The following is a 26,077-nucleotide window of genomic DNA, read 5'->3' as shown; positions in this document are numbered from 1 at the left end:
ATAGTAAAAAAAATATATTTTTAAAAACGATAGATATTCGCCTTGTACAGAGTTTTGGCGGCTAGAGGACAAATAGTGTTCAGGAATCCGTCATTTTAACTGATATAATTCCAAATATTCTTCTTTTTAGTCAGTTCTAAATAAATTGTTTTTATAATCTCATTTTCTGGTTTTGACAAAGGAGCGTCGTTTGCAATCAGCCGTTGTGCATAATTACGAGCCAATGACAGTATGTTTTTATCTTTAACGATATCAGCAATCTGAAGATTCAAAACACCACTTTGTTGGGTTCCCATCATGTCCCCAGGACCACGTAGTTTCAAATCAACTTCGGCTATTTCAAAGCCATCGTTAGTACCCACCATGGTCTCCATTCGGATTTTGCTATCTGAACTGAGTTTATGGCTAGTCATCAGGATGCAATAACTCTGTTCGGCACCGCGACCCACACGACCACGTAATTGATGGAGTTGAGAAAGACCAAAACGCTCTGCGCTTTCAATAATCATCACACTGGCATTAGGGACATTTACTCCAACTTCAATTACGGTTGTGGCCACCATAATATTGGTTTTCCCATCAGCAAAACGTTTCATTTCGGCATCTTTATCCGCTGGTTTCATCTTTCCATGCAAAATAGAAATAGCGTATTGCGGCAACGGAAAATCTCTTGAAATACTCTCATAGCCATCCATTAAATCTTTGTAATCCATTTTCTCCGACTCTTGGATTAAGGGATATACAATATAAATTTGGCGACCTTTAGCAATTTCATCCCGTAAAAACTTCCAGACTTTCAAACGGTTGCTGTCGTAGCGATGCACAGTTTGGATGGGTTTTCGACCTGGTGGTAATTCGTCAATAACGGAAATATCTAAATCTCCGTACAAACTCATCGCTAAGGTTCGCGGAATAGGAGTAGCTGTCATCACCAAAATATGAGGCGGAATTGTGTTTTTTCGCCACAGTTTTGCTCGTTGCTCTACGCCAAAACGGTGTTGTTCATCAATCACTGCCAAACCTAAATTTTGGAACTTAACTTTGTCTTCAAGTAAAGCATGGGTTCCAATAATTATTTGTAAACTGCCATTTTCTAGTTCTTCGTGAATAATTCTACGTGCTGCAGTTTTGGTAGAACCTGTTAATATTTTGATGTTTAAATTCAGTTTGTTAGCGAATTCTGAAAGTCCTATAAAATGTTGATTGGCCAAGATTTCTGTGGGAGCCATCAAACAAGCTTGAAAACCGTTATCGAGAGCCAATAATATACTCATAAAGGCCACAATTGTTTTTCCAGAACCAACATCGCCTTGTAACAAGCGGTTCATTTGGGCATTGCTTCCCATGTCTGTTCGAATCTCTTTAATTACCCGTTTTTGAGCGCCAGTGAGATTAAAGGGCAAATGATTTTGGTAAAAATCATTAAATAATTCCCCAACTTTTGAAAATGAATGTCCTTTGATTTTGTGTTTCTGAATCAAATTTTTCAGAATCAACTGAATTTGAATATAAAATAATTCCTCAAACTTTAAACGGTATTCGGCTTTCGCCAAAGCATTTGTGCTTTTAGGAAAATGTATATTGAACAAGGCTTCTCGCTTCGAAATCAACTTCAACTCTTGAATTAAGTAATCAGGCAAAGTCTCTGTAAATAAGGCTTGTGTTTCAATAAAAAGTTGTTGCATCAACTTGTTTACGGTACGATTGCTGATTCCTCGATTAGCCAATTTTTCAGTCGAAGGATACACAGGTTGCATTGCGGAACGCAGACTTTGTTGGTGTTCCGATAGCAATTCAATTTCTGGATGAGCCATGTTAAACTGTCCATTAAAAGAAGTACATTTTCCAAAAATGACAATCACTTCATTGAGTTTCAAAGACTCCTTAATCCACTTTTGACCTTGAAACCAAACGAGCTCCATTTGTCCAGTATCATCGATAAAACTGGCAACTAAGCGTTTTTTGTTTTTACCAAATTCGACCGTTTTAATGTGGATGATTTTTCCAATAATTTGAACTTCGGCAGTAGTATTTTGTAATTCATTAATCTTATAATATCGTGTGCGATCAATGTACCGATTGGGATATAAATTAATCAAATCTCCATACTTATGAATGCCTAATTCCTTTCTTAAAAGTTCGCCTCTACTAGGACCAACACCTTTGAGGTATTCGATAGGGGTGAGAAGGAGGTTTGACATTTGAGGTTGGAGATTATTTGGTTTACTGTTTAACTGGTTAAAAGTAGTTATACGATTATAATTTGGGAAACGAAGATAGTTTTTTACTGGGAATTTTAAAAATGAAAACTTTTTTGATTTTGTTAAGAACTAAGACAATTCAAAGATAAATTTATAAGAAAGAAACGATATTTTTGAAAAGTATTATCTTTTTTAAATTGTAATTTATCATGATCAAAATATACACAGTATTGTTCCTTTTTCTTTTTACTATTGGTTTTTCTCAAACTTCTAAAACGAAAACAGCTGCAATAAAAGAATTATTAGAACTTACAGGTTCAGCAAAAATGGGTGTTCAACTGGGGCAAACTATTCTAGCCAATTTTAAAAAAAGCCAACCCAATGTGCCCGAAGAATTTTGGAATGAAGCACAAAAGGAATTTAATGCTGAAAACTTGATTGAATTACTCATTCCTATCTATGAATCTAACTATACTGAAAGTGAAATCAACGGACTTATTGCTTTTTACCAAACCTCTTTAGGCAAAAAGGTAATTGCAACCATGCCTAACATCCTGAATGAATCTATGGAAGCAGGAAGAAAATGGGGAATGCAGATTTCTTTTAAAATTTACCAACAGCTAAAAGACAAAAAACTTCTTATAGAGGAAAAAAAATAAACTAAAGTTAAACATCTCTAAAAACTTGAATTTCGGATTTGTTAAGTAATTTAAAAAAACACAATAAACAATGACAACGCATCTAGCTCTACTTCGAGGAATAAACGTATCTGGTCACAACATGATGAAAATGGAAGCTTTAAAAAGCTGTTTGGAAGCCTTTGGTTTTCAAAATGTAGTGACTTACATCCAATCTGGAAATGTTTTTGTGGACACTGAGGAGGAAAGTACTGCAGCGGTAGGATTTAAAATTAAACAGGAAATTTTTAAAGAATTTGGACATGAAGTGCCCGTTATTGTAATCAACAAGGCCGATTTGGAAGCATGCTTTAACAACAACCCTTTTTTAAAAGAGAAAGAAGTCGACTTAAAGAAATTATATGTTGCATTTGTTTCCACTAGTTTACGTCCTGAAAATATCAATGATTTAAAAATAAGTCAGTTCAAACCTGATGAAGCTCGTATTGATGGCAATCGTATTTTTATCAAATATGCTGTTGGAGCAGGAAAAACACGTTTTGACCAAAAGTATATTGAAAAGAAATTGAATGTTTCGGCTACTATTCGCAATTGGAATACCGTTACACAATTATTAAAAATGTATGAAGAACGTTAGTATAATTCGTCATAAAAAAATAGCCTTGTTCGTAATTAAGTTCGACCAAGGCTATTTTTTAATTTAGTTCTCTAATTATTAGTAAGGCAGTACTTTTTTACCTTTTACTTCTTCTAGTAATTCAGCCATCGCAAGATAAATTGCGCTAGATCCACAAATTACGCCTAATCCACCCGCAATAACCATAACAGTTTCGCTACCTATTGCCTTTGCAATTGTGAGTAGAAAAAATAAAAGTGTTAGTGATAGGAATACAAATTGTTGCACTTTGCTACCACCCCAAGTTCCCCACCACATAAAACCGGTGAAGATCCCCCAAATTCCAAGATAGCAAGCGAAAAAAGAAGCAGGTGTTTCTTCGGCGGTTGCAACTCCCAAAGCAGGTAATAGCCAGATAGCCACCAAGGAAAGCCAGAAAAAACCATAGGATATAAAGGCTGTCCCTGCAAAGGTTTTTTCCCTTTTAAAAGATAAGATTCCAGCAATAATTTGTGCAATACCACCATAGAATATGCCCATTGACAAGATAACTGCACTCACCGGAAAGAATCCTAAATTGTGGATGTTTAATAAAATTGTTGTCATTCCAAAACCCATTAAACCTAAGGGTGCGGGGTTTGCTAATTTGTTTTCCATAAATTATTATTTTGGTTAGTCAATTTCAAAAATAGACTTTATTTTAATAATTCCTACTAAAATCTCATGACAATCAACAAATTACTCAGGGATTAAATCACAATACCAAAAACCAAAATCATAGGCATTGTCGTTAGTATCACAAGCCGTATTGGAAGGTTTTGATTCCTTAGGTTTTTCATATTTTCGATAGACAACTTCACCTATTTTAAAATCAACTGGTTTAGAAAAAATAGGTCCATCAAAAGTAAAAGTGTGGAATTCCCCGTTTTCACCACAAACATCTACATTATCAGGCAAATCATTGATGAAACTCTCATCAATTACTCGACCTACAAAACTTTGATCCAAATATTTTTCGTTTACACACACAACAATTGTCTTGAATCCCAATGTTATAAACTCGTTGATTAAATTGGTAGTTGGAATTTTCCATAACGGAAATATGCCTGTAAATCCAATTGTTGCTAGTTTGTCTTCACGATATTTACGCAAATCCTCTAAAAAGATGTCTCCAAAAATAGAATGCGTAATACCTTGATTTTTTAACTTGGTTAAAGTTTTAGCCATAACATCTTCATAGACCTCCATCGTAGGCATTTCAGGAATGGTCATAATTTCGAGTGGCAAACCGATACTTGCTGCTTGTTGTTCTAATAATTCTACTCGCACACCATGCATGGAAATACGTTGGTATTGCTGGTTTACGCTAGTTAGCAAACAGTTTATGGTTATTTCAGGATTTTGTAATGTTTTGTATAAGGCTAGAGCAGAATCTTTTCCACTGCTCCAGTTGAATAATGCTTGTGATTTTAATGACATTTTTAAGAAAAATTAAGTTGTAAACTTACAAAATAAGTTTCTGAATGTTCTCCAAACCTTTTGTAACTTTGGTTTGTAGAAAATCAATTGCGTCCATGAAATACCTTTTTTTATTCCTTTCTTATTTTACCATTGCACAACAAACACAATCTGTTGATTTTAAAAGTTCTTGTGGTAAGATTAATTTAAATCCCAAAGAAAAATCTATTTCAGGAAAAGTTGTTTATGAATTCAAAGTAGTTAAACCAATTGATACCATTAGCATTGATGCTCAAAAAATGAGCTTTGAGAGTGTTTTATTAAATGGGAAAAAGATAAATTTCCAAAACACAAATAAACAACTTCAACTTATATCAACCTTTAAAAAAGGCAATTACAAAGTAGAATTTGATTACAAAGCTTTCCCTAAACAAGCCCTGTATTTTGTAGGTGATTTTGAGACTTCGGGAAATTCAACAATTCCATCCCAAATTTGGACTCAAGGTCAAGGAAGATACACGAGCAATTGGTATCCAAGTATTGATGATGTCAATGAAAAGGTAGTTTTTAAACTCGAAATTGCATTTGATAATCAGTATCAGGTCGTTTCCAATGGCGTTCTGAAATCTAAAAAAAGTCAAAAAGGAGAAACGGTTTGGAGTTATCAAATGAACAAACCGATGAGTTCTTATTTACTGATGTTAGGAATTGGACAATATGATATCTATTTAGAAAAATCAAAAACTGGTACTCCCTTAGAAATGTATTTGGAAAAAAATGATGCGCCAAAATTTGAAACAACCTATAGAGATTCTAAAACCATTTTTGATTTTTTAGAACAAAAAATAGGAGTGAAGTACCCTTGGAAAGTTTATCGTCAACTTCCGGTGCGCGATTTTTTGTATGCTGGAATGGAAAATACGACTGCAACTATTTTTTCGAGTCGTTATGTGGTGGATAGTACTGGCTTTGAGGACAGAAGTTATACCAATGTGAATGCCCACGAATTAGCACATCAATGGTTTGGAGATTTGGTTACAGCAGAAAGTGGAAAACATCATTGGCTTCAAGAAGGATTTGCAACCTATTATGCGCTTTTGGCAGAGCGAGAACTAAAAGGAGAAGATTATTTTTATTCAAAAATGTATGAGTCAGCACAACAATTAAAATATGCTTCTCGTACCGATACCATTCCTGTTTTGAATGCCAAAGCTAGTTCTTTGACTTTTTATCAAAAAGGAGCATGGGCTTTGTTTGTTTTGCAAGAAGCAATCGGTGAAAAAGCTTTTGCAAAGGCAGTGTATTCTTACCTCAATAAATACAAGTATCAAACCGTAAAAACGGAAGATTTTTTTAACGAAATCAAGAAAGTTTCCAACTATGATTTAGAAAACTTTAGTAAAGTATGGCTTGAGGATTATAGTTTCAACACTCAAAAAGCCAATGAGTTGTTGTTGAAAAATAAAATGATTCAACTGCTTTTTCAAGTAGAAGTTCTAAAGAAAAAAACGGTGGCAGAAAAAGAACTTTTTTTTAAGAATATTCTAATGTCAGATGCTGACTTTTTAGTAAAAAAAACAATCATCACTCAATTAAAATCGGAGAAATGGGAAGACAAAAAAGAGTTGTTTCGAATAGCCTTAAATACAAATGATGTTAAACTAAGACAACAAATTGCGATTTCACTCCCTAAAATCCCAGAAGATTTCCAAATAGAATTCGAGACTTTACTAAATGATAATTCCTATCAAACTCAAGAAATAGCTTTGTATTATTTATGGAAAAACTTTCCAGAAAAACGTTTTTATTATCTAACGCTATCCAAAGAATGGATTGGTTTTAATGATTATAATTTAAGGACATTGTGGCTGTCGTTAGCTTTATCAACTGCTAATTATGTGACCGAAAAACAGCCTTTGATAGATGAATTAATACAATATTCCAGTCCAAGATACGAAGCGATTACTAGAGAAAACGCACTAGAAAAATTGATTGGCTTTAAGATCATAAACGAAGAAGTACTCATTAATTTGGTTAAAGCAACTACACATCATATGTGGCAGTTTTCTAAATTTGGAAGAGACACGATACGAAAAATGCTCAAAGAAGAGAAAATGAAATCATCCTTTGAGCAAATCTTACCGCAGTTGAATGAGTCAGAACAATTTCAACTCAATCGGTTATTAAAAGAGTTGTAGTCTTACCACATTTCGCTTACTTCCTCCTTGATGAAAGCAATAGCGGTATTACTCGGGGCTGTTTTTTCCATTAAGTCATTTAATATTAATTCTCTTAAACTGTCAGCATCTATGACTTTTTCATTTTTCCCTGCCAAGCGAATCATTTGAATTGTAGCATTTTTAGCCGTCAAAATTATCGACCAACATTTAGCTGAAATATAAATTTGTTGTGCCAAATTGTGCTCAAATTCTTGTTCGATTTGGGCAATCAAATAATTTTGATAATCTGTTTTATCTGTAGAGATTGGATGCACTCGAACTATTAATTGCGCTGGATTAATACGTTCCATAAATAAAGTCATGCGTTCATAAGCTTGCAATCGCAAAGGTAAAATGGCTGGTTTGGTGTCCTTTTGTAACAACCACTTTCTGGTATTTTGTTGGTCTTTAAAATGGGCGTCGAATAAATAATAAGCCACTCCACCTGTAATTAATGATGGAATAGTGTAGGAGAAAAGTTCGATTATCTGATTAGAATCCATGTAAAATATCTTTTTTGACAAAAATATGTTTTTTTGAATAGATAATGTGTGTCGATTTCAATTTTGGAATGTTATTTTTGCCAACCTAACTTTTCAAGAGCTACTATGGAAATCTATATTTATGTTTTATTATGCGTAGCGGCTTTTGCGGCAGGATTTATTGACGCTGTTGTAGGCGGTGGTGGATTAATTCAAACACCTGCAGGATTGATTTTACTACCCAATTTGCCTGTTTCCACCGTGATTGGAACCTTGAAAATCCCAGCTTTTAGCGGAACCTCCTTTGCAGCAGTTCAATATTTGAAAAAAGTAACGATGAACTGGAGGTTACTGTTTTTGATGATGTCTGTTGCCTTGCCATCAGCCTTTGCAGGCTCTACCTTATTGACATATATGAGCAACGACTTTATGAAACCGCTATTGTTGTTTATTTTATCTCTATTGGCAATTTATACCTATGCCAAGAAAAATTTTGGTCAACATATTGAAAAAAACATGACTAAGAAAACGCAAATAATCAATGCTGTTTTGATAAGTTTCATAGTAGGCATGTATGACGGTTTTATTGGCCCCGGTACCGGGAGTTTCTTTGTGGTAGCCTTTATTGCTTTGATGGGATTTGATTTTTTGCACGCTTCTGCAAATGCTAAAATGGTCAATTTATCGACTAATTTTGGTTCCATCGTTTTGTTTATGATAAAAGGAAAAATCATTTGGGCGATTGCTATTCCAATGGCAATAAGTAACGCTTTGGGAGGCTGGATTGGTGCAAAATTGGCCATTAACAAAGGAAACAGCTTCATTAGAATTTTCTTTTTGATTGTTGTGGTAGGGACATTAATTCGTTTTGCCTACGATGTTTTTTGGAACAAATAAAAGATTATTTATCCTTTGTTTTTAGAAAATACAATCCTATAATAGGTCCAATGGCTAGGATAGTAAACAAGTACAATTGATTGCTTTCATTCAATAAATAGCCAATCAGCTGAATACTCAAAATGGTGATAAAAAAACCGATACAATTTACCATTGTAATCACCGAACCTTTGATGTAAGCAGGTGCTTTTTGAGCTACTAAGGTCGAAAAAAGTGGAGAATCAGCGATTACGAAAAACGACCAAATAAATAAAAATAGTAGCAATAAAATAGGGGAATTGGACTGAAAAAATAGTGGTGATATTAAACAGCAACAACAAGATATGAAAAGAATTATTCTAGATAATTTTTTAGTTCCAATGTAAGTTGACCAATAACCACTACATACACAAGCCAAACTTCCGATTCCAATTATCAGAAAGCTCCAAGTTGAAGTATTTATATCTTCTAATTGATGGTGTTCTTGATAATTTTTCAGTAGTAGCGGTATAAAGGTCCAAAAAGCGTATAATTCCCACATATGGCCAAAATAGCCTACTGCTGCCGACCTTAGTTCTTTATTTTTAAAGGCCTCAAATACTGTCATTATTCGAAAACTGCTGCCTTTGGTTCGAAAAGGTCCATCGGGTACTAATACTAACAAAAGTAATCCACCTACAATTGAAAATACAGAAGTAGCATAAGTGACGTATTGCCAAGGCAGATCGAGTGTGAAACTTTTGATTAAGTGCGGTAAAGCCGTTCCCAAAACTAAGGCTCCCACTAAGTAACCCAAGGATTTTTCTAAACCTTCTTGGTAATAATCAGCTGCAATTTTGATTCCGATGGGATAAATTCCAGCCAGAAAGAAGCCTGTAAAAAACCGAACTGTTAAAAGTAGTGTAGGGGTAAGGACTGTAAGATTTACGCCCAAATTAAACAAAGCAGCTAAAAGAGCGCTAATAAAAAATACTAAAGAGGGCGAAAAACGATCTGCGATTGAAAATAAGGCATAAAAAAGAGTTCCTAAAATAAATCCTAACTGAATAGCACTCGTGCTATGGGCCAAAAAATCACTGGAAACACCAAGTTTTAAGATTAAGTCACCCAATATTGCATTACCAGCAAACCATAACGAGGTACATAAAAATTGTGCAAGAACGATAATGAACAGTACTTTTTTCATTATTTAAGGTAGGAAATAAGGTTGTTGTTCTGGATAGGGAAACTATAATTTAGTATAAAAGCTAAGATTGATAGAAGGGGCTAGAGGGACGTTATCATTTCCAAATGCTCCAAATATGGCAATATTTGCCCCCAAATAATTGGGTTTAAATTCGTAATTATATTTGAGTCCCAAGGCATTGTATGTTTGACGATCTAAATACGATGGCCATTGTATAGAATTGTTAAAAAAAGCACTTTCTTTAGAAACTACATTTTTAGAATTCAAAGCAAAAATAAGATGACCATTAGGAGTAATTTGGTAACCTATTTCCGCATCCAGTTTTAAATAATCCGAGAAGTCATTAGTCATATAACCAAATCCAACAGTTCCAAAATAATACCATTTTCCTTCACTTGTACCTGCGGATACATATGGCATATAAGTATTGGCGTCAAAACCTGTTGTTAACTTTTGTCCTTCTATATCAGAATTTCTAACAATTGAGTTAGCAGTATACTGTAATCCGGAACTAATTTTCCAGTCTTTATCTTGAATTTTGTACTTCAAACCTAAAGTAATGTTTCCGATTCCTGTGAGATTAGCTGTATTTGAATTGGTGTTAGAACTAACATTGATGAATTTATAGGGAAGAATTAATTGAGCTTCCAGTTGGTCGGTCAGACCGTAGTCCGCATAAACTTGCGTAGTCACATCTGAATAATCAGCATTTAGCGTTGATTTGTGTCCGTTGATTTGTGCTAAATCATAGAACAATCCTGAAATTCCTAATTGTATGTAGGCATGTCCTTTCTGTTGAGTCCAAGGACTTTGAGAATGAGTGTTTTGCGAAATAAAAAATGAGATAAAAACAGTAAAAAAGAGGGCAGATTTTTTCATAAAAAATAAATTTATTATTTAGTCGTTATAAAAGCTAAAACCTGACGTTCTTGAGTTACTTTTTATTGATTTTCTGGTGGTTTATCAAAATGAATAACGCTTTGTGGGAAAGGTATCGTTATTTTATTTTCTTTAAATAGGTGAAATATTTTTATTCGTAGTTCGCTTTTAACTCTTTCAACTCTAAATACATTTCCGGTCCAAAAAATAACCGCAAAATCAAGAGATGAATTTCCAAAATTGGTTAAGCGAACAAAAGGTTTCGGTTCTTTTTGGACACCTTCTTGTAAATCTATAGCTTCCTGCAATACCTTCATAACTAAAGACACATCAGAACCATAGTCGACTCCTACGTTTACTTCAAAACGAGAAGAAGAATCACTGTGTGTCCAGTTAATAATTTGGTTCCTTGTTAAGTCTGTATTCGGAAGAATAATATATTTATCATCTCTAGTAAGGACGGTGGTTGTACGTAAATTAATTTTTTTTACTATACAAACTAATCCATTGGTTTCTATGACATCATTCACTTTTATAGAAGAATCAACCAATAGGATGATTCCAGATACGAAATCACTAAAGAGGTTTTGCAATCCTAATCCAACACCAACTAATAAAGCTGCAGAACCTGCTATTAAAACGGATAAATTGAATCCAAAAATTTGGAGTCCAAAAATTATTGCAAAAAAGAATATCAAGTACTTCGAAAGACTGTAAATCGAGTATTTCTTGGCTAAATCAATTTTCCCCGATTTATAAATAGCCTTTTTTATCAATTTTAAAAAAAGAAAAGTCAAAAAGAGAAATACCACCAAAGAGAGTAGCCCTTTGACTTTTATATTAAAATCCCCAACTTGAAAAAGGGTATAATTTATAATTTCATTCATCTTTTTGATACTAATTTCTTAAATTCTAAAAGGGTATTAAAATTACATAATTAATCTAACCCCACCTAATTCAGAAACTCGGTATGAAAAACGATCTCCAGGAGAACCAATGAACATAAAGTTTTTAGGGATATTCCACTCATTAGATAATTGATCGATGATTTCAGGACCAAAAACACCTTCTAATTCTATAAATTCAATATCAATTTCAGGATACGCACGATCCAAAACTTTTAAATCCGAAATTAATAGTTCGTTATTATCATGGTCCTTATTGATATTAACAATCTTTAATTTTTTAGTAGATTCGTTATTTTGTACATATTGCATGACCTTATTAATGATGGCAACATCATCACCTTTAGTAAAAAACACAAACTCTTGAGATTTAATTTTAAGATTCATTTTAAGTAAATAGCGATTACTAAAAATGACCATTTTACGAAGAGGCTTGTAAAAATACTCCAAAGCTTCAATCAATACTTTGATTAAAAAGGAGCGATTCAACATGATTGCTACAAATCCATAAGCAGGAATCAAATATTCAATAAAGGTATAGAAAGAAGAAACGTTCAATTTTACATTTCCAATAAAAGCAGTTATAATCAATGATACAGCAACAACTACGGCTATACCTCTTGCTTTTTCAGGACGTGGTAATTTCTTTCTTTTAAATTTAAGCAAAAGGTTACCGATTCCAAATAAGCCCATAACGGCTAAAAATGAAAAAGTATATACTCCAGCTAAAGCTACAATGTCTCCTTTTGTCACTAATAAAACAGAGATACATAAAATTAAAAAACTGATAATAATACGGTAATTAGAACCTCTTTTATTTTGTTTTAAAAAGTAATTTGGTAAAATTCTGTCCAAAGTCATTCGGTTTAACAAACCCGAAACCCCAACAAATGAAGTTAAAACGGCTCCACATAGTACTAATACCGCATCGATAGAAATCAAATAAGCCAACCAAGAACCACCAGTTGTAGCTCCTAAATGGGCTAATAATGACTCTTGATGTTCTCCTACTTGAGCCAAAGGAATTATACAAATAAGTAACAAGGCTATTACAGGGTTGAAAAAACTCACGATAGCCCACATATTTCTCAATGTTTTTGGGAAAACACCTTGTTCTTGTTCTTCAACAAAATTAGCTGAACTTTCAAAACCAGAAATACCTAACATAGCCGCAGAAAACCCTAAAAACAAAGCATTAATGATACCTCCTGAGGTAATCGGGAGACTCCAATTCAGATTAAAAATATCCAACCCATGCATGAAAATGAACCATGCACAAGCCAATACCAGTAAAGTTAAAGTGGTAAGATGAGTAATGAAAATTATAACTGCCACTATTGCTGATTCTCCAATTCCTAAGATGGCTAACCCTGTAAAAAGAAGTAATATTACTATAGTTGAAATGGTGATATTGATATCAGGAGCAATATTGTGTAAATAGTGCATGCCCTCTGAAGCTGAAATTACAGCTGTAGCCATATAGGACAAAACGGTTAGGGTAGCAGCTATAGAAGCCAATCTTTTGGAAGATGTATTCAATAATACATTATAAGCTCCACCATTTAAAGGTAAGGCACCTACAACTTCACCATAAATTTTTCTAAACAAGAAAAGTACAACCGCCACCAATAATAATGAAATCCAAGCGTATTGGCCTGCATACATAATGGTTAGAGCCGAAACATACAAACAGGAAGAACTAATATCATTACCGCAAATTGCAGTTGCTTGTAATTCATTTAATTTGGTGTGTAATACTTTTTTCATTATTTAATATTAAGGTATAATCCATCGCAAGGTAATAGTTTGTTAATTATTTCCCAATGTAAATTACTTAAAAATTTAATTCGATGGAGATTATTGTTTTTTTTAGAGTTTTTTAAAACACTTTTTCTACTCTAGAGATTGTCATATTGACTTATTAACATTCTAAATTTATTTTCTAGAATCATCAATGGGAATAAATTTGACATTAATATAGGCTGGCTAGGAGGGAGTAAGCCCAATAAGCAAGTGTCCAGTTACTTTTGTTCATGAAAAAATAAATCTGGAATAATACTTTATCTGATTCAATTCGTTTTAAATCAAGATTAAACAGTTGTTGGAGACTGGTTTTTATCACTTTGTAGTACTTTGTATTTACGCAAAGACTCTAGTGCTTTTTTGTGAATTTTGTGCTGCATATAACCTGTCCAACCAAACAGAAATCCTTTGAAGCCAAGGGCTTGTTTAGACCATTTCCATATATCAAAATCATCTGTATGTTTAATAATTAAACCGTCCTTAAAATGGAAATTTGCTTGAATAGTATTGACTACTTTATTATTATTAGGGCCGTATGTGTAGGTAGCAGTCCATTGGGTAGCACCCAAATAATCATCGGCTTTAGTATCGGATAATTTGATGTGAAGATTTCCTTTTCCTTTTTCAATCAGCATAGTCCACATGGCAAATACATCTTTTCCTGTTAATAATCCGAAGATAGGATCTCTAAATTTCACGTCTGGGGCATAAAATTCTGACAGAGAAGCGGTATCACCAGCAGATAATATAGAATAAAATTGGTGAATTTTTTTTTCGTTTGTTGTCATTTGGGGCAAAAGTATAGCAGTAAAAATAATGATTATTTTTAAATAAAAACTTACTGACTATTTTTTTCTAAATAATCAATTATTTCAGTCATAGAAGAAAATATTTGGTCAGCAACTGAAAATCTGGGATCATTTGGATCTTCAGGAATTACAAGTGTTGTCATACTGGCTGATTTACCAGCAATCATCCCAGTAACACTGTCTTCAAGCACAATACAATCCGTTGGATTTATATTCAATTTCTTTGTAACACGTATATATACTGCTGGATGGGGTTTTCCATATTCTTCATCATCAGCACTATTTACTTCATTAAAATAATGCCTTATGGATAATTTGTCAAAAACGGCATCTATAATAGGAAAACTTGAAGAAGTAGCTAATGCAATTTTATACTTATTTTTAGCTAAATAATCTAAAAGTTCGTATAATCCTTGTTTAGCAACACCTTTGTTTTTAATTAATAAGACCACGGCGTCAATAATTTCTTTTTCGATGATTTTTGGATTTGTTTCTAGTTGAAACAGCGAACACCAAATTTTAGCAACATCATCAATTCTTTTTCCCATAGTGTATTGAATACAATCTTCGGCATTTATGGAAATTTTTTGTCGAGCAAGGACTTTTATTTGAGCTTCACGCCAATGAGGTTCAGAATCAATAATCACCCCGTCCATATCAAATATAAAGGTGTTCTTTTTCAATTTTTAATATAATTTAAGTTTAATACATTTAATATTCATACAAATCTAACAAATTGTTTTTGTTGTAGGAGTGAATTTAAATCAATATTAAGACAATTAAATTTGAATCATAATTTATATTATGTAAAATAGAATATTTTAGAACTGTCTTGCAGTACAATAGCACTTAATCTTAATAATCTATAATGACATACCTCTCTTTAGTGTTTTTTTCAAAAGAAAATTAACGATTTCGGAGAAAAAGAATAATAAAAAACTTTTTCAATAAAAGAGCGACAAACATCCAAAGAAGCCTGCATTATGACTTTTTAATTTATTAAATTTGCTTCACACAATTAAAAAACACTATGAATACAATTGCTGCTCAAATTGCTGATTTTTTAAAGGAATATGTGCCATTTAATCATTTGTCAATTCAAGAATTATCGGAAATAGCTTCCAGTATTCGAGTAATCAATTTAGAGAAAAATAAAACAATATTCAAGGTCAATGATCCTTTACAAGATTGTTTTTATGTGGTGGCTTCCGGTTTAATCAATCTCTATGTAATATTAGATGCTGAAGAAACAATTTTGGACAAATGTCACCAAGGAACTATTTTTGGATTGCGTCCATTTTTTGCCAAAAACAATTATATGATGACTGCTAAAGCACGTGAAGAAAGTGTTGTTTATGCTATCCCTATCGCTGTTTTTAGACCTTTTGTTGCTAGTAATTCAGAAGTTTTGAATTTGTTACTTGAAAATTTTGCAGTAGACAAACGAAATACTAAAGACAAATCAAATTATGAAAGTAATCTGATTTCTGAAAATGCTTTTTTCACGGGCCAACAATCTGGTATGCAGTTTTTTCAAAATCTAACCTTTAATACCTCTCCATTAATTACACAAGGAAACAATGTAGTTCAAGAAGTAGCGCAATTAATGGCCGAAAATAGAGTTAATAATGCCATAGTAGCTGAAAATAATTTACCAGTAGGAATTGTTACTGAAATCGATTTATCCTATAAAATAGCTACAGGTCGCTACCCTATAACTAGTACTGTGGATAAAATTATGACATGGCCAGTCATAACAGTTTCTGAAAATGTATCTCTAGCGGAGGCGCAATTATTAATGTTAAAAAATAATGTTACTCATTTGTGTGTTACGATTGATGGTTCGGACAAGACTGAAATTAAAGGAGTTATCACTGAACATGATTTGATTTTGGCGCAAGCTAATAATCCTGGAATTTTAATTAAAGAAATTAAACGTTCACAATCTGCAGCTGAGTTAAAACAAATTCGCTCCCGATTAGCTGATATTATTCAGTCTTCCATTCAAAAAAACATACCACTAACCCATATCACAAATATTGCGAGTGAAGTTAATTTTGCCATTTTAAAAAGGGCTGTAGAACAATCTATTTTGGAATTAGGCTCCCCTCCTGCTCGTTTTGCATGGTTTAGTATTGGTAGCCAAGCAAGAAAAGAACAGTTGTTGCTAACGGATCAGGATAGTTTTTTAGTCTTTGAAGATATTGCACCCGAAAAATATCGTGATATAAAGGATTATTTTCTTAATCTGGCCAAAAAAACCACTTTAAAATTAGAAAAAGTAGGTTACGCTTTATGCCCCAATGGACACTTAGCTAGCAACATGATTTGGTGTAAATCATTATCCGATTGGATGAAACAATTTGATAATTGGATGCAAAACCCCGGCGAGAAAAACAACGAATTAAGCAGTTTGTTTTTTGATTATGAAATTATTTTTGGAGACCAAAGAATTGAAGAAGCTATTAATACAATCGTTTTTGAAAATGCTTTGAATAGTGTTTCTTTTTACGATTTCTTGGGGAATGATGCTTTACGAAAAAATTCGTCTTTAACATTCTTTAAAAAGTTTATTATTGAAGAAGAAGGACCAAATAAAAATAAATTTGATATTAAAACACGTGCTATTCTGCCATTAATTGATGGTGCGCGATTATTCACTTTAAGCCAAGGTATCAAGGGAATCAATAATACTTATGTACGATTCAAACAATTGGCTATTTCAGATCCTAAACATTCTGAAATATATCTTGATTGTGCAGATGCTTTTTTAACCTTAGTAAAATTTAGAACTTTAGAAGGTATCAAAAATGATGATTCAGGTCAATTTATAAATATAGAAGAGTTGAGTAAAATTGATCGTGAAAAACTCAAAAATGCACTCTTGCCAATGAAGGAATTGGAAGATTTAATTAAACATAAATTTCAATTAACTCAATTTTCTTAATTATGCTAGACTGGTTAAAAACGATGAATAAAGAATATCCAGATTTTTGGAAATCCTACTTGGCTACATTCAATAAAAAATCAAAACGTTACGTTATTTTAGCTACTGAAACTACGGGTGAAAGTCTGCATAGTGACGTAATTTTAACCATTGGAGCTTTTTCCGTAATTGATGATAGTATCCATGTAGGTGACAGTTTTGAAACCGTGTTAATGCAGTATAAATATTTCCATGACAACAAACTTCCTTTTGATTTTATTGTCGAAAGTAAGTTTAAAAAAATGGGAGAGCCCGATGCGATAAGAGAGTTTATTGATTACTTGGGAAATGCTATTTTGGTGGGGCACAATATCAACTTTAGTGTGGACATGATTAATGCTGCGCTAGAACGCCTAGAGTGTGGTCATTTGAAAAATGAAGCATTGGATGTTAATATTATGCATCAAAAACTCATTGAAATTACAGATCAAGATTTTAGTTTGAATGAATTATTAAAAACGTATAAAATTCCTGAAGATGAAAATGGTTCATCTCCAGAATGCGCGTATAAGACAGCTTTATTATTTTTAAAATTAAAATCTAGATTGGGACTTAAGTAAGATACATGATGGATAGCAAGGATAAAATTGCTATGAAAAACCATAATAATGTGCCATGTAATAAAGGTTTGAAACCAACAGAAATTAAAACATTAAAATTCAATCCAGAACCAATTAAAAACAAGGTAATCGTCAAACCAATTTTAGCCATATAAACGGCTTTAGGAGCAAAAAATGCAATTTCAGTCACGTAAGTATTTAAAAGCATTGCAATAATAAAAAATCCAATAAAGTATGGAATTTTAATCTTACTACTTTTATTTTTAAAAGTAATTGTAGTCAATAATGCTACTGGAATAATCCACAAAGCTCGTGCTAATTTTACGGTAGTTGCAATGGCTAAAGCTTCGGCTCCGTATTTATTAGCGGCCCCTACAACTGAACTAGTATCGTGAATTGCTATAGCACACCACAACCCAAATTCTTCTTGTGATAATTGCAACCAATGACCAATGGCTGGAAATAAAAAAAGAGCCAATGAGTTTAAGATAAAAATCACTCCCAATGCCACTGAAGTTTGTTTTTCATCAGATTTTATTATAGGAGCAATCGCTGCGATAGCACTACCACCACAAATAGCAGTTCCGCAGGAAATTAAATGAACGGTCTTTTTTTCAATCAAAAACCACTTCCCTAACAGGACACCAATTAATAGAGTGCTTATTATGGAAAAAAGAGTAAAGAAAAAACTGGTTGAACCTATAGCGAAAGCCTGTATTGCATTCATGCCAAATCCTAAACCTACTACAGATATTTGCAGTAAGTACCGAATTGCAATGTGATTAAAAGGTAAAAATGGATGGCCAGAAACATTCGCTACAATTAGCCCTAACAATAAAGCTATTGGGGGTGTGATACTGCTGCTCAAACAAACGATTAATAGAAATACAAATACAAGTTTTTGAAAATTTGGATTTACATCAATCAAAGGATTATGATTTTCTTTTACTTTTTCCATTTTTACAATAAACCATTATATTTCCTAACAAACCATTCTGTAGAAAGAAATAAAGCAATTAAGATTAATAACCAATACCATTCTATTAAAGGAGAATGACTTAATGTGTTTTTTTGAATAGCTTTATATTCAGAATGATTCAATAAGTATTGCTCTAATTTTTCCATTTGGTTTGGATAAAAAAGCTTTCCTCCTGTTTGATTTGCCAATTGATTCAATTTTTCAGCATTGGCGTTCACAAATTGTTTTTCGATATCAAAATCTAAAATTTCAAATCGACTAGAGTAACTATTATTTGTATTTAGTTCCTTGACTGTAAATTCGTAGTTGCCTGCTTCAAGGCCGTCTAGGTTTACTTTGTATGAACTATTTGACTTTAATAAATCATAATTTTTGAGCTTATCTGTTTTAGTATTTTTAACAGAAATGGTTAAATGTGCTTTTTCGTCAAATTCATAATTTTTATTAAAAAATTGTGCGTTGATTTCGATGGATTCACCTGAATTAAAAAAACTTTCATGATTGACAATCAATGCTTTTTTAGCACTATTTGAGGCCAAAAACTGAATGATTTTATCAATAAAAATGTCGTATTTAGCAAATGATTGTTCGTTAATATTGGTTTGCATGCGCCACCTCCAACTGTTTTCCCCAAATAAAAATGCCATTCGGTTTCCTTGATTTTCTATAAACGACAACAAAGGTTGCTCTGTTTCAATATTCCTGATTTTAGATGATAATAAAGTTGTACTCGAATTTTTTGAGATGAATTTACCATAAGGATTCTCAAGAGGTGGAAAGTTTTCAAATCCGATATTTTCCGTAGCGAAAGAGTTGAACTGGTTATTAAATTTAGCTGTATAATCTTCTGGTTGGTCGCTCATTTTAAATTCAAAATAATTTTGATTTTGATTTAAAAAATTAAAATCAGTCTGTATTCCTGTAATCACAAAGGTATTCATCCTCATATTTTTTATTTGGTCAAATACCGACTTGAATTCTGTATTCGGTTGGTATAAAATACAAATAGAGTAATCTTCTAAATCCTTGATTTCTTTTGGTTTAAGAATGGTTACTTTACGCAATTCATTAGTTTCAATAGAGCGTTTGAATGCAGCGATATCAGGATGGATAATCGAAGAAATAATAGCTACCTTTGTTTTTTGATTGAGAATTTCAACTGCAAAATTTTTAATGTTATTATAGGTGTTTTTTTCTTTTTCAACTGAGGAAACAGCGGCTTTAAAAACTTGAACCCCCACTCTATTAGCTGGCAAAAGTAGATTTACCGTCTCAGTGCGTTTGGTGTTTGAAAAAAAAATTTTTTGTTTGCTAATAATTGAATTGCCTTGCTCAATAGTTAATTCAGCCTGAATATTTTTATTGCCAGAATAGTTTACAAATACTTCAACAGGAAATTTATTCTTGTAAAAAGCATATTTATTAACATTGAGTTGGTTGATTTTCAAATCCAATACTTGGGTAGTATCTCCAACAACAATGGGAAAAACTTTGTTATTTGTCTCGAAAGAATAAGTGTAATCATTTCCAGATGTTTGATTTCCATCAGTAATAATTAGGGTAGGGAAAATTTGATTGCGATTGTAGTTTTTTAAATTTTTGGATATACCGCCAAAATTGGTTTGGGTTCCTTTGAAATCAATAGTTCCAGAAGAAGTAAAATCCGAATCAAATTGGTAGGTTTGAATATTGAATTTTTCTGCTAACTTTTTATTTGTACTCAAATATTGATACGTTTCTAAGCTTCTTTTATCTGCATTTAAATTGATAATAGAACTTGAATTGTCTACTACAATAGCCAAAGCAGGCTTTACAATTTCTAAATTGTTTCTTGTTATTATTGGGTTAACCAATAACAGCAATATTCCGAAGAAAGTTAGAAAACGCAAAAAAGCCAAAAGCAAATTCAGATTGGATTTGCTTTTGGCCTTATGTAAATATTGAAAATAAGACAAACCAGCTGATACTATCAATGAAACTAGTAGCAAAAAAATGGAGTTGATTGTCATATTTAATTAGTGTTCAGTATTCAGATTTTTAGTAATCGGTCATCTTATCAAGTATTCAGTGATCAGTTGTATAAGTGGTCAGCAATTTAATTTTGAATAATTTAATTGTATTTCACAAAACTGAATACTAAAAAACTGAATACAGAATACTTTTTTTAAGTAAGCATTCCTCCGCACACATTAAGTGTTTGACCAGTAACGTAAGCACTCATATCTGAAGCTAAGAATAGACAAGCATTAGCTACATCTTCAGTTGACCCTCCTCGTTTCAATGGAATACCGTCTCTCCATCCTTGTACTACATCTTCGCTTAATTTAGCAGTCATTTCAGTTTCGATAAAACCTGGAGCGATCGCATTGCAACGAATGTTACGAGAACCTAATTCTAAGGCAACAGATTTAGTAAAACCAATCACTCCTGCTTTAGATGCTGCATAATTTGTTTGTCCAGCATTTCCTTGAACTCCAACTACACTACTCATGTTAATAATAGAACCTGCACGTTTTTTCAAAAATGTTTTTTGAACCGCTTTGGTCATATTAAATACTGATTTCAAGTTCACCGCAATAACATCATCAAAATCAGCCTCTGAGATACGCATTAACAAATTATCTTTAGTGATTCCAGCGTTATTGATCAAGATATCAATTGTCCCGAAATCTTCTAAAACTTTATCTACTAAAGTTTGTGCTTCATTAAAATCAGCTGCATTTGATTGATAGCCTTTGGCTTTAATGCCTAAAGCGTTTAATTCATTTTCTAATTCTAATGCCGATGCAGCAGACGAACTGTATGTGAAAGCGACATTAGCTCCATGTTTTGCAAAAACTTCAGCTACTCCTCTACCAATTCCGCGACTTGCACCAGTAATTATGGCAACTTTTCCTTCTAGTAATTTCATATTTTTTGATGTATATTTTTTGTATTTGGAGTTACAAATATAGATTATTTAAGCGTTTTATAAAATAAGTTATATTAAAAAAGCCCTACTGAAGTAGAGCTTTTGTTTATTTGAAATAGAAAGGACTAAAAAGCCACATTCCATCTTGGTAATCTTCCGTTTTTATCTAAGAAATTTTGCAAGACCTGTCCTTCTATAAAAGTTGGAATTCCTTTGTCACTTTCATTAAAAGTTTCAAACCAAAGTACCTCTAATCTTTCGATGTTTTCGATTTTCATTTGAGCTGGCCAAGAATATTTTCTTCCAGTTTTAGCAAATTGGTGTCCGTTTACAATTTTATCGTACAAACCTCCATTCTTACTTTTCAGAGAACCATCGTTTTGTACTGTTCCTGTAGAACCTACCATGATTAATTCTTTAGCATCATCACTGATTGCATTTACAACAAAAACGCCACTTCCTTCTGATGCATTGCAAGCTTCCTCTAAGCTGTCATCAATCGTAAAAGTAAAACTATTGTTCTCTTTGTATTTTTCTAATTCTTTATACATAATTGTTTGTTAATTATTTGTGATTTTCGACAAAATAATCTCCACAAAATCGTGATGATTAGTCAAAATCATTTGTTTTTCATTGATATGATTTATATTCATACTGAAAAATCAGTATTTTTAATCGAGTGCAAAGGTATTCTTTAATTCCATTTTATACTAAAAAAGCCCCACAAATGTGAGGCTTTAAATTTATAAGAAATAAAAGCTTAGTTTAAAACTCCTTTTAATACTTCGCTAACTTTTTTACCGATTTCAGCTGGTGAATCAACCACGTGAATTCCGTTTTCTCTCATGATTTGTTTCTTAGCAGCAGCAGTATCGTCAGATCCTCCAACAATTGCTCCGGCATGCCCCATTGTTCTACCAGCAGGAGCAGTCTCTCCAGCGATAAATCCAATTACTGGCTTACGGTTACCATCAGCTTTAATCCATTTAGCAGCATCAGCTTCTAATTGACCACCAATTTCACCAATCATGATGATACACTCAGTTTCTGGGTCATTCATCAATAATTCAACCGCTTCTTTGGTAGTTGTTCCAATGATTGGGTCTCCACCAATACCGATAGCAGTTGTAATTCCTAATCCTTGTTTTACTACTTGGTCAGCAGCTTCATAAGTCAAAGTACCTGATTTAGAAACGATACCAATAGTTCCTTTTTTGAAAACAAAACCTGGCATGATACCTACTTTAGCTTCAGCCTGGAGTGATAACACCAGGACAGTTAGGTCCAATTAATCTTGCGTTTCTTTCTTTTACATAATTGTTAGCCTTAATCATATCTGCTACAGGAATCCCTTCAGTAATAGCAATGATTACTTTGATACCTGCATCAGCAGCTTCCATAATTGCATCCGCAGCAAAAGCTGGTGGAACAAAAATAATAGTAGTATCTGCACCTGCTTGAACAACAGCATCTTTCACTGTGTTAAAAACAGGACGGTCTAAATGGGTAGAACCACCTTTTCCTGGAGTAACTCCTCCAACAACGTTAGTTCCATATTCGATCATTTGAGAAGCGTGGAATGTTCCTTCACTTCCTGTAAATCCTTGAACAATTATTTTGGAATCTTTATTAACTAAAACACTCATGATATATATTTTATGTAGTTTTTAAATTTTGTCTTGCAAAAATATAAAATAGTAAGCAGTAATCTGTGTCGAAAATCCGATTTTTTGACACAAAATTTAAGCTTTTTGACTGATTTGAAACCCGCGAAATAATTTACTGTCCTTAATCTCCCAAATAACCATGAAATATCCTAGTAAGATTTCTTCTCTTGGGTTTTCGATGATTTTGACACCATGTGTGTAACGAACTGATACTAGGTTGTCTTGAGTAACTATATGGCTTATTTTTACTTTGGAGCGAATATAGGTTTTACTTAATTCTTCAGTATAACGCAGTATTGCATCATAATCCATTTGTGAAAAACCATTGCTATTATTCCAATCAAAAGTAATATCGGGATGTATAAATTCCTTCATAATATCACAATTGATTAAAGCGTCTGATTTGTAAAAATCAACAACTAATTCTTTTGCAGTCATATACTATTGTAATTTGGTTAAAATTTCAGGGATTTTTTTAAGATTAGCAAGTTGTTTAAGCTGTTCTCTCGACTCTTGTATAGGGGTTCCAAAATAGGACTTTCCACCTTCAACAGATTTTGTTACACCTGTTTGTCCCATTATTACGGCTTTGGTACCAATTGTGATTCCACTAGTAGTTCCTACTTGCCCCCAAAGAGTTACTTCGTCTTCAATAACTACGCAACCTGCAATTCCGGTTTGTGAAGCGATCAAACATTTTTTACCAATAATAGTATCGTGACCTACATGGACTTGATTGTCTATTTTAGTCCCTTCTCCTATGGTAGTATCTCCAGTTACTCCTTTATCAATAGTGCAAAGTGCACCGATACCTACGTTGTTTTGAATTACAACTCTCCCACCAGAAATTAATTGGTCAAATCCCGCTTCTCTCTTTTTGTAATAAAATGCATCTGCTCCAAGAATTGTTCCTGCATGAATGATAACATTGTCACCAATGATGGTATGATCGTATATTGAAACATTAGAATGTATCAAACAATTCTCTCCTATTTCTACATGATTACCGATAAAAACATTGGGTTGAATCACAGTCCCTGCTCCTATTTTTGCCGAAGGCGCAATCGCAACACTTGCAAATTGGAAAGGCTTAAAATGATTGGTAAGTTTATTGAAGTCTCTAAAAGGATCATCAGAGATTAAAAGTGCTTTTCCTTCCGGACAGTCCACTTTTTTATTAATCAATACTATAGTGGCCGCAGATTGAAGCGCTTTGTCATAGTATTTAGGATGATCTACAAAAACAATATCTCCAGGTTCCACAACATGAATCTCGTTCATACCTAAAACAGGAAAATCAACATCCCCAACAAATTCACACTGTAGTAAATTCGCAATTTCTTGTAAAGTATTACCCTTTGGAAATTTCATATAATTTCGTTTTTAGTTTCAGTTTTCAATCTCAGCTTTCAATCCTAATTAGAAAAACAATTGAGAATGAAAACTGAAACTTATAAAAACTACTCTTTTACACGCTCCATGTAAGAACCAGAAGCGGTATCAATTTTAATTTTGTCACCTTCATTGATAAACAAAGGCACATTTACAGAAGCTCCTGTTTCAACCGTTGCTGGTTTAGTAGCATTGGTAGCAGTATTTCCTTTTAAGCCTGGTTCTGTGTAAGTCACTTCTAAAATTACTGATGGAGCCATATCTACAGATAAAGGCAAATCAGTTTCAGTGTTAATTTGGATCATTACATTTTCACCTTCTTTTAATAAATCTGGAGAATCTAACACATTTCTATTCAAAGTAATTTGTTCAAAAGATTCCGCATTCATAAAGTGAAAATCATCTCCTTCAGGATATAAATATTGAAAAGTATGCGTTTCTACACGTACTACATCAATTTTATGTCCAGCAGAGAAAGTATTGTCTAATACTTTTCCATTTGTTAATGATTTCAATTTTGTTCTCACAAATGCAGGACCTTTACCCGGTTTTACATGAAGAAATTCGATAATTTTATAAATATCGTGATTGTGTTTGATACAAAGTCCGTTTTTAATATCTGATGTAGATGCCATTTATTATTTGCTTTTGGCTAGTAGCTTTTAGCTATTAGCAATTTATATTTAATTATTTCTTATTTATTTATTACAAAGTACTACTGGTGTACCCTTTCATAACTCCTCTTGATGAATTTCGGATAAAATCCAAAATTTCATCACGCTCAGGAGTTGCTTCCATTTCGGCTTCAATGATTCCGATTGCTTGTGTTGTATTGTAATTTTTTTGGTAAAGAATTCGGTAAATATCCTGTATTTCTCTAATTTTTTCAGTGGTAAATCCCCTTCTTCTTAATCCTACAGAGTTAATACCTACGTATGATAAAGGCTCTTTAGCCGCTTTAGTATAAGGAGGCACATCTTTACGTAATAAAGAACCTCCTGAAATCATGGCATGATCTCCTATACTAATAAATTGATGAACAGCTGATAAGCCTCCAATTACCGCATAATTACCTACAGTAACATGGCCTCCTAAAAGTACACCATTAACAATAATAGCGTTATCCCCTACATGGCAATCGTGGGCTATGTGCGCCGCCGCCATAATTAAACAGTTATTCCCAATAGTGGTTTGCCCTGAAGCAATAGTACCTCTATTGATAGTCACGCACTCTCTAATAGTACAATTATCTCCTATAATGGCTAGAGAATCTTCTCCTCCAAATTTTAAATCTTGTGGTACAGCTGAAATAACTGCTCCTGGAAAGATGTTACAGTTTTTACCAATACGAGCACCTTCCATGATGGTCACATTAGAACCTATCCAAGTACCGTCACCAATAATAACATTATTATGAATGGTTGTAAAAGGTTCAATAACCACATTTTTGGCAATTTTCGCTCCTGGATGAACATAAGCTAATGGTTGATTCATCTACTTTTTTTTAAAT

The 26,077-nt window shown here is 33.0% G+C and carries 24 protein-coding genes and 1 pseudogene; 6 read left to right on the top strand and 19 right to left on the bottom strand.

All coding sequences use genetic code 11. The annotated features are described in order from the left end of the window. Positions 1-95 precede the first annotated feature (95 nt). Positions 96-2,201 carry an ATP-dependent DNA helicase RecG gene (gene recG / locus ACNH59_RS13570; protein WP_418263062.1) on the bottom strand — a complete coding sequence of 702 codons (2,106 nt, stop codon included), beginning with the start codon at positions 2,199-2,201 and terminating at the stop codon, positions 96-98. Between the two features lie 209 nt (positions 2,202-2,410). Here recG and ACNH59_RS13565 point away from each other — a divergent pair, with 209 nt between their 5' ends. Together ACNH59_RS13565 and ACNH59_RS13560 are read left to right on the top strand one after the other, a co-directional pair. Further along, positions 2,411-2,860 carry a DUF2059 domain-containing protein gene (locus ACNH59_RS13565; RefSeq protein ID WP_418263061.1) on the top strand — a complete coding sequence of 150 codons (450 nt, stop codon included), beginning with the start codon at positions 2,411-2,413 and terminating at the stop codon, positions 2,858-2,860. A 70-nt stretch (positions 2,861-2,930) separates the two neighbouring features. Then, complete coding sequence (locus ACNH59_RS13560; RefSeq protein ID WP_418263060.1) at positions 2,931-3,476, top strand: DUF1697 domain-containing protein; 546 nt, start codon at positions 2,931-2,933, stop codon at positions 3,474-3,476. 78 nt (positions 3,477-3,554) lie between these two features. On the opposite strand, the gene ACNH59_RS13555 is transcribed toward ACNH59_RS13560, so the two are convergent. Then, positions 3,555-4,112, bottom strand: coding sequence for an acetate uptake transporter (locus ACNH59_RS13555; protein WP_418263059.1), 558 nt, complete (start codon positions 4,110-4,112; stop codon positions 3,555-3,557). An 81-nt stretch (positions 4,113-4,193) separates the two neighbouring features. Further along, on the bottom strand, positions 4,194-4,934 hold the full coding sequence (locus ACNH59_RS13550) for a diphthine--ammonia ligase (RefSeq protein ID WP_418263058.1): 741 nt from the start codon (positions 4,932-4,934) through the stop codon (positions 4,194-4,196). Between the two features lie 95 nt (positions 4,935-5,029). Here ACNH59_RS13550 and ACNH59_RS13545 point away from each other — a divergent pair, with 95 nt between their 5' ends. After that, complete coding sequence (locus ACNH59_RS13545; protein ID WP_418263057.1) at positions 5,030-7,111, top strand: M1 family metallopeptidase; 2,082 nt, start codon at positions 5,030-5,032, stop codon at positions 7,109-7,111. A 2-nt stretch (positions 7,112-7,113) separates the two neighbouring features. On the opposite strand, the gene ACNH59_RS13540 is transcribed toward ACNH59_RS13545, so the two are convergent. Then, positions 7,114-7,635, bottom strand: coding sequence for a hypothetical protein (locus ACNH59_RS13540; protein ID WP_418263056.1), 522 nt, complete (start codon positions 7,633-7,635; stop codon positions 7,114-7,116). A gap of 105 nt (positions 7,636-7,740) precedes the next feature. Between ACNH59_RS13540 and ACNH59_RS13535 the strand changes: the two genes are divergently transcribed. After that, positions 7,741-8,511, top strand: a complete 771-nt coding sequence (locus tag ACNH59_RS13535) for a sulfite exporter TauE/SafE family protein (RefSeq protein WP_418263055.1) — start codon at positions 7,741-7,743, stop codon at positions 8,509-8,511. Positions 8,512-8,515: 4 nt separating this feature from the next. Here ACNH59_RS13535 and ACNH59_RS13530 read toward each other — a convergent pair whose 3' ends face one another. The 6 genes from ACNH59_RS13530 to hxpB all read right to left on the bottom strand — a co-directional run bounded on the left by ACNH59_RS13530 (position 8,516) and on the right by hxpB (position 14,755). Continuing rightward, a complete protein-coding gene (locus tag ACNH59_RS13530; RefSeq protein ID WP_418263054.1) occupies positions 8,516-9,676 on the bottom strand; it encodes an MFS transporter in 1,161 nt (386 codons plus the stop codon). Between the two features lie 42 nt (positions 9,677-9,718). After that, a complete protein-coding gene (locus ACNH59_RS13525) occupies positions 9,719-10,555 on the bottom strand; it encodes a hypothetical protein (protein WP_418263053.1) in 837 nt (278 codons plus the stop codon). 62 nt (positions 10,556-10,617) lie between these two features. After that, complete coding sequence (locus ACNH59_RS13520) at positions 10,618-11,442, bottom strand: mechanosensitive ion channel family protein (protein ID WP_418263052.1); 825 nt, start codon at positions 11,440-11,442, stop codon at positions 10,618-10,620. A 42-nt stretch (positions 11,443-11,484) separates the two neighbouring features. Further along, complete coding sequence (locus ACNH59_RS13515; protein WP_418263051.1) at positions 11,485-13,227, bottom strand: APC family permease; 1,743 nt, start codon at positions 13,225-13,227, stop codon at positions 11,485-11,487. Positions 13,228-13,550: 323 nt separating this feature from the next. Next, on the bottom strand, positions 13,551-14,051 hold the full coding sequence (locus ACNH59_RS13510) for a nuclear transport factor 2 family protein (protein ID WP_418263050.1): 501 nt from the start codon (positions 14,049-14,051) through the stop codon (positions 13,551-13,553). 50 nt (positions 14,052-14,101) lie between these two features. Continuing rightward, positions 14,102-14,755, bottom strand: a complete 654-nt coding sequence (hxpB, locus tag ACNH59_RS13505) for a hexitol phosphatase HxpB (protein ID WP_418263049.1) — start codon at positions 14,753-14,755, stop codon at positions 14,102-14,104. Positions 14,756-15,102: 347 nt separating this feature from the next. On the opposite strand from hxpB, the gene ACNH59_RS13500 reads away from it, so the two are divergent. Beyond that, a complete protein-coding gene (locus ACNH59_RS13500) occupies positions 15,103-17,019 on the top strand; it encodes a DUF294 nucleotidyltransferase-like domain-containing protein (protein ID WP_418263048.1) in 1,917 nt (638 codons plus the stop codon). Between the two features lie 23 nt (positions 17,020-17,042). Next, complete coding sequence (locus ACNH59_RS13495; protein ID WP_418263047.1) at positions 17,043-17,618, top strand: PolC-type DNA polymerase III; 576 nt, start codon at positions 17,043-17,045, stop codon at positions 17,616-17,618. On the opposite strand, the gene ACNH59_RS13490 is transcribed toward ACNH59_RS13495, so the two are convergent. From ACNH59_RS13490 to lpxA, 9 genes and pseudogenes are all read right to left on the bottom strand, one after another. Beyond that, positions 17,611-18,576: a YeiH family protein gene (locus ACNH59_RS13490; protein WP_418263046.1), complete on the bottom strand. Its 966-nt coding sequence runs from the start codon at positions 18,574-18,576 to the stop codon at positions 17,611-17,613. The genes ACNH59_RS13495 and ACNH59_RS13490 overlap by 8 nt on opposite strands. A 2-nt stretch (positions 18,577-18,578) precedes the next feature. Beyond that, positions 18,579-20,606, bottom strand: a complete 2,028-nt coding sequence (locus ACNH59_RS13485; RefSeq protein ID WP_418263045.1) for a hypothetical protein — start codon at positions 20,604-20,606, stop codon at positions 18,579-18,581. Positions 20,607-20,761: 155 nt separating this feature from the next. Beyond that, positions 20,762-21,508: a 3-oxoacyl-[acyl-carrier-protein] reductase gene (gene fabG, locus ACNH59_RS13480; RefSeq protein ID WP_418263044.1), complete on the bottom strand. Its 747-nt coding sequence runs from the start codon at positions 21,506-21,508 to the stop codon at positions 20,762-20,764. A gap of 125 nt (positions 21,509-21,633) precedes the next feature. Next, a complete protein-coding gene (locus ACNH59_RS13475) occupies positions 21,634-22,059 on the bottom strand; it encodes a hypothetical protein (RefSeq protein ID WP_418263043.1) in 426 nt (141 codons plus the stop codon). 209 nt (positions 22,060-22,268) lie between these two features. Beyond that, positions 22,269-23,154 (bottom strand): annotated as a pseudogene (gene sucD, locus ACNH59_RS13470) (succinate--CoA ligase subunit alpha). A gap of 96 nt (positions 23,155-23,250) precedes the next feature. Beyond that, a complete protein-coding gene (locus ACNH59_RS13465; protein ID WP_418263042.1) occupies positions 23,251-23,613 on the bottom strand; it encodes a nuclear transport factor 2 family protein in 363 nt (120 codons plus the stop codon). 3 nt (positions 23,614-23,616) lie between these two features. Continuing rightward, positions 23,617-24,546: a UDP-3-O-(3-hydroxymyristoyl)glucosamine N-acyltransferase gene (locus ACNH59_RS13460; RefSeq protein ID WP_418263041.1), complete on the bottom strand. Its 930-nt coding sequence runs from the start codon at positions 24,544-24,546 to the stop codon at positions 23,617-23,619. Positions 24,547-24,635: 89 nt separating this feature from the next. Continuing rightward, on the bottom strand, positions 24,636-25,202 hold the full coding sequence (gene efp, locus ACNH59_RS13455) for an elongation factor P (protein ID WP_418263040.1): 567 nt from the start codon (positions 25,200-25,202) through the stop codon (positions 24,636-24,638). A gap of 70 nt (positions 25,203-25,272) precedes the next feature. Continuing rightward, a complete protein-coding gene (gene lpxA / locus ACNH59_RS13450) occupies positions 25,273-26,061 on the bottom strand; it encodes an acyl-ACP--UDP-N-acetylglucosamine O-acyltransferase (protein WP_418263039.1) in 789 nt (262 codons plus the stop codon). Positions 26,062-26,077 lie beyond the last annotated feature (16 nt).

The sequence above is a fragment of the Flavobacterium faecale genome (assembly GCF_048320115.1).
Classification (GTDB): domain Bacteria; phylum Bacteroidota; class Bacteroidia; order Flavobacteriales; family Flavobacteriaceae; genus Flavobacterium; species Flavobacterium faecale_A.
This window is presented reverse-complemented; position numbering and strand designations above follow the sequence as displayed.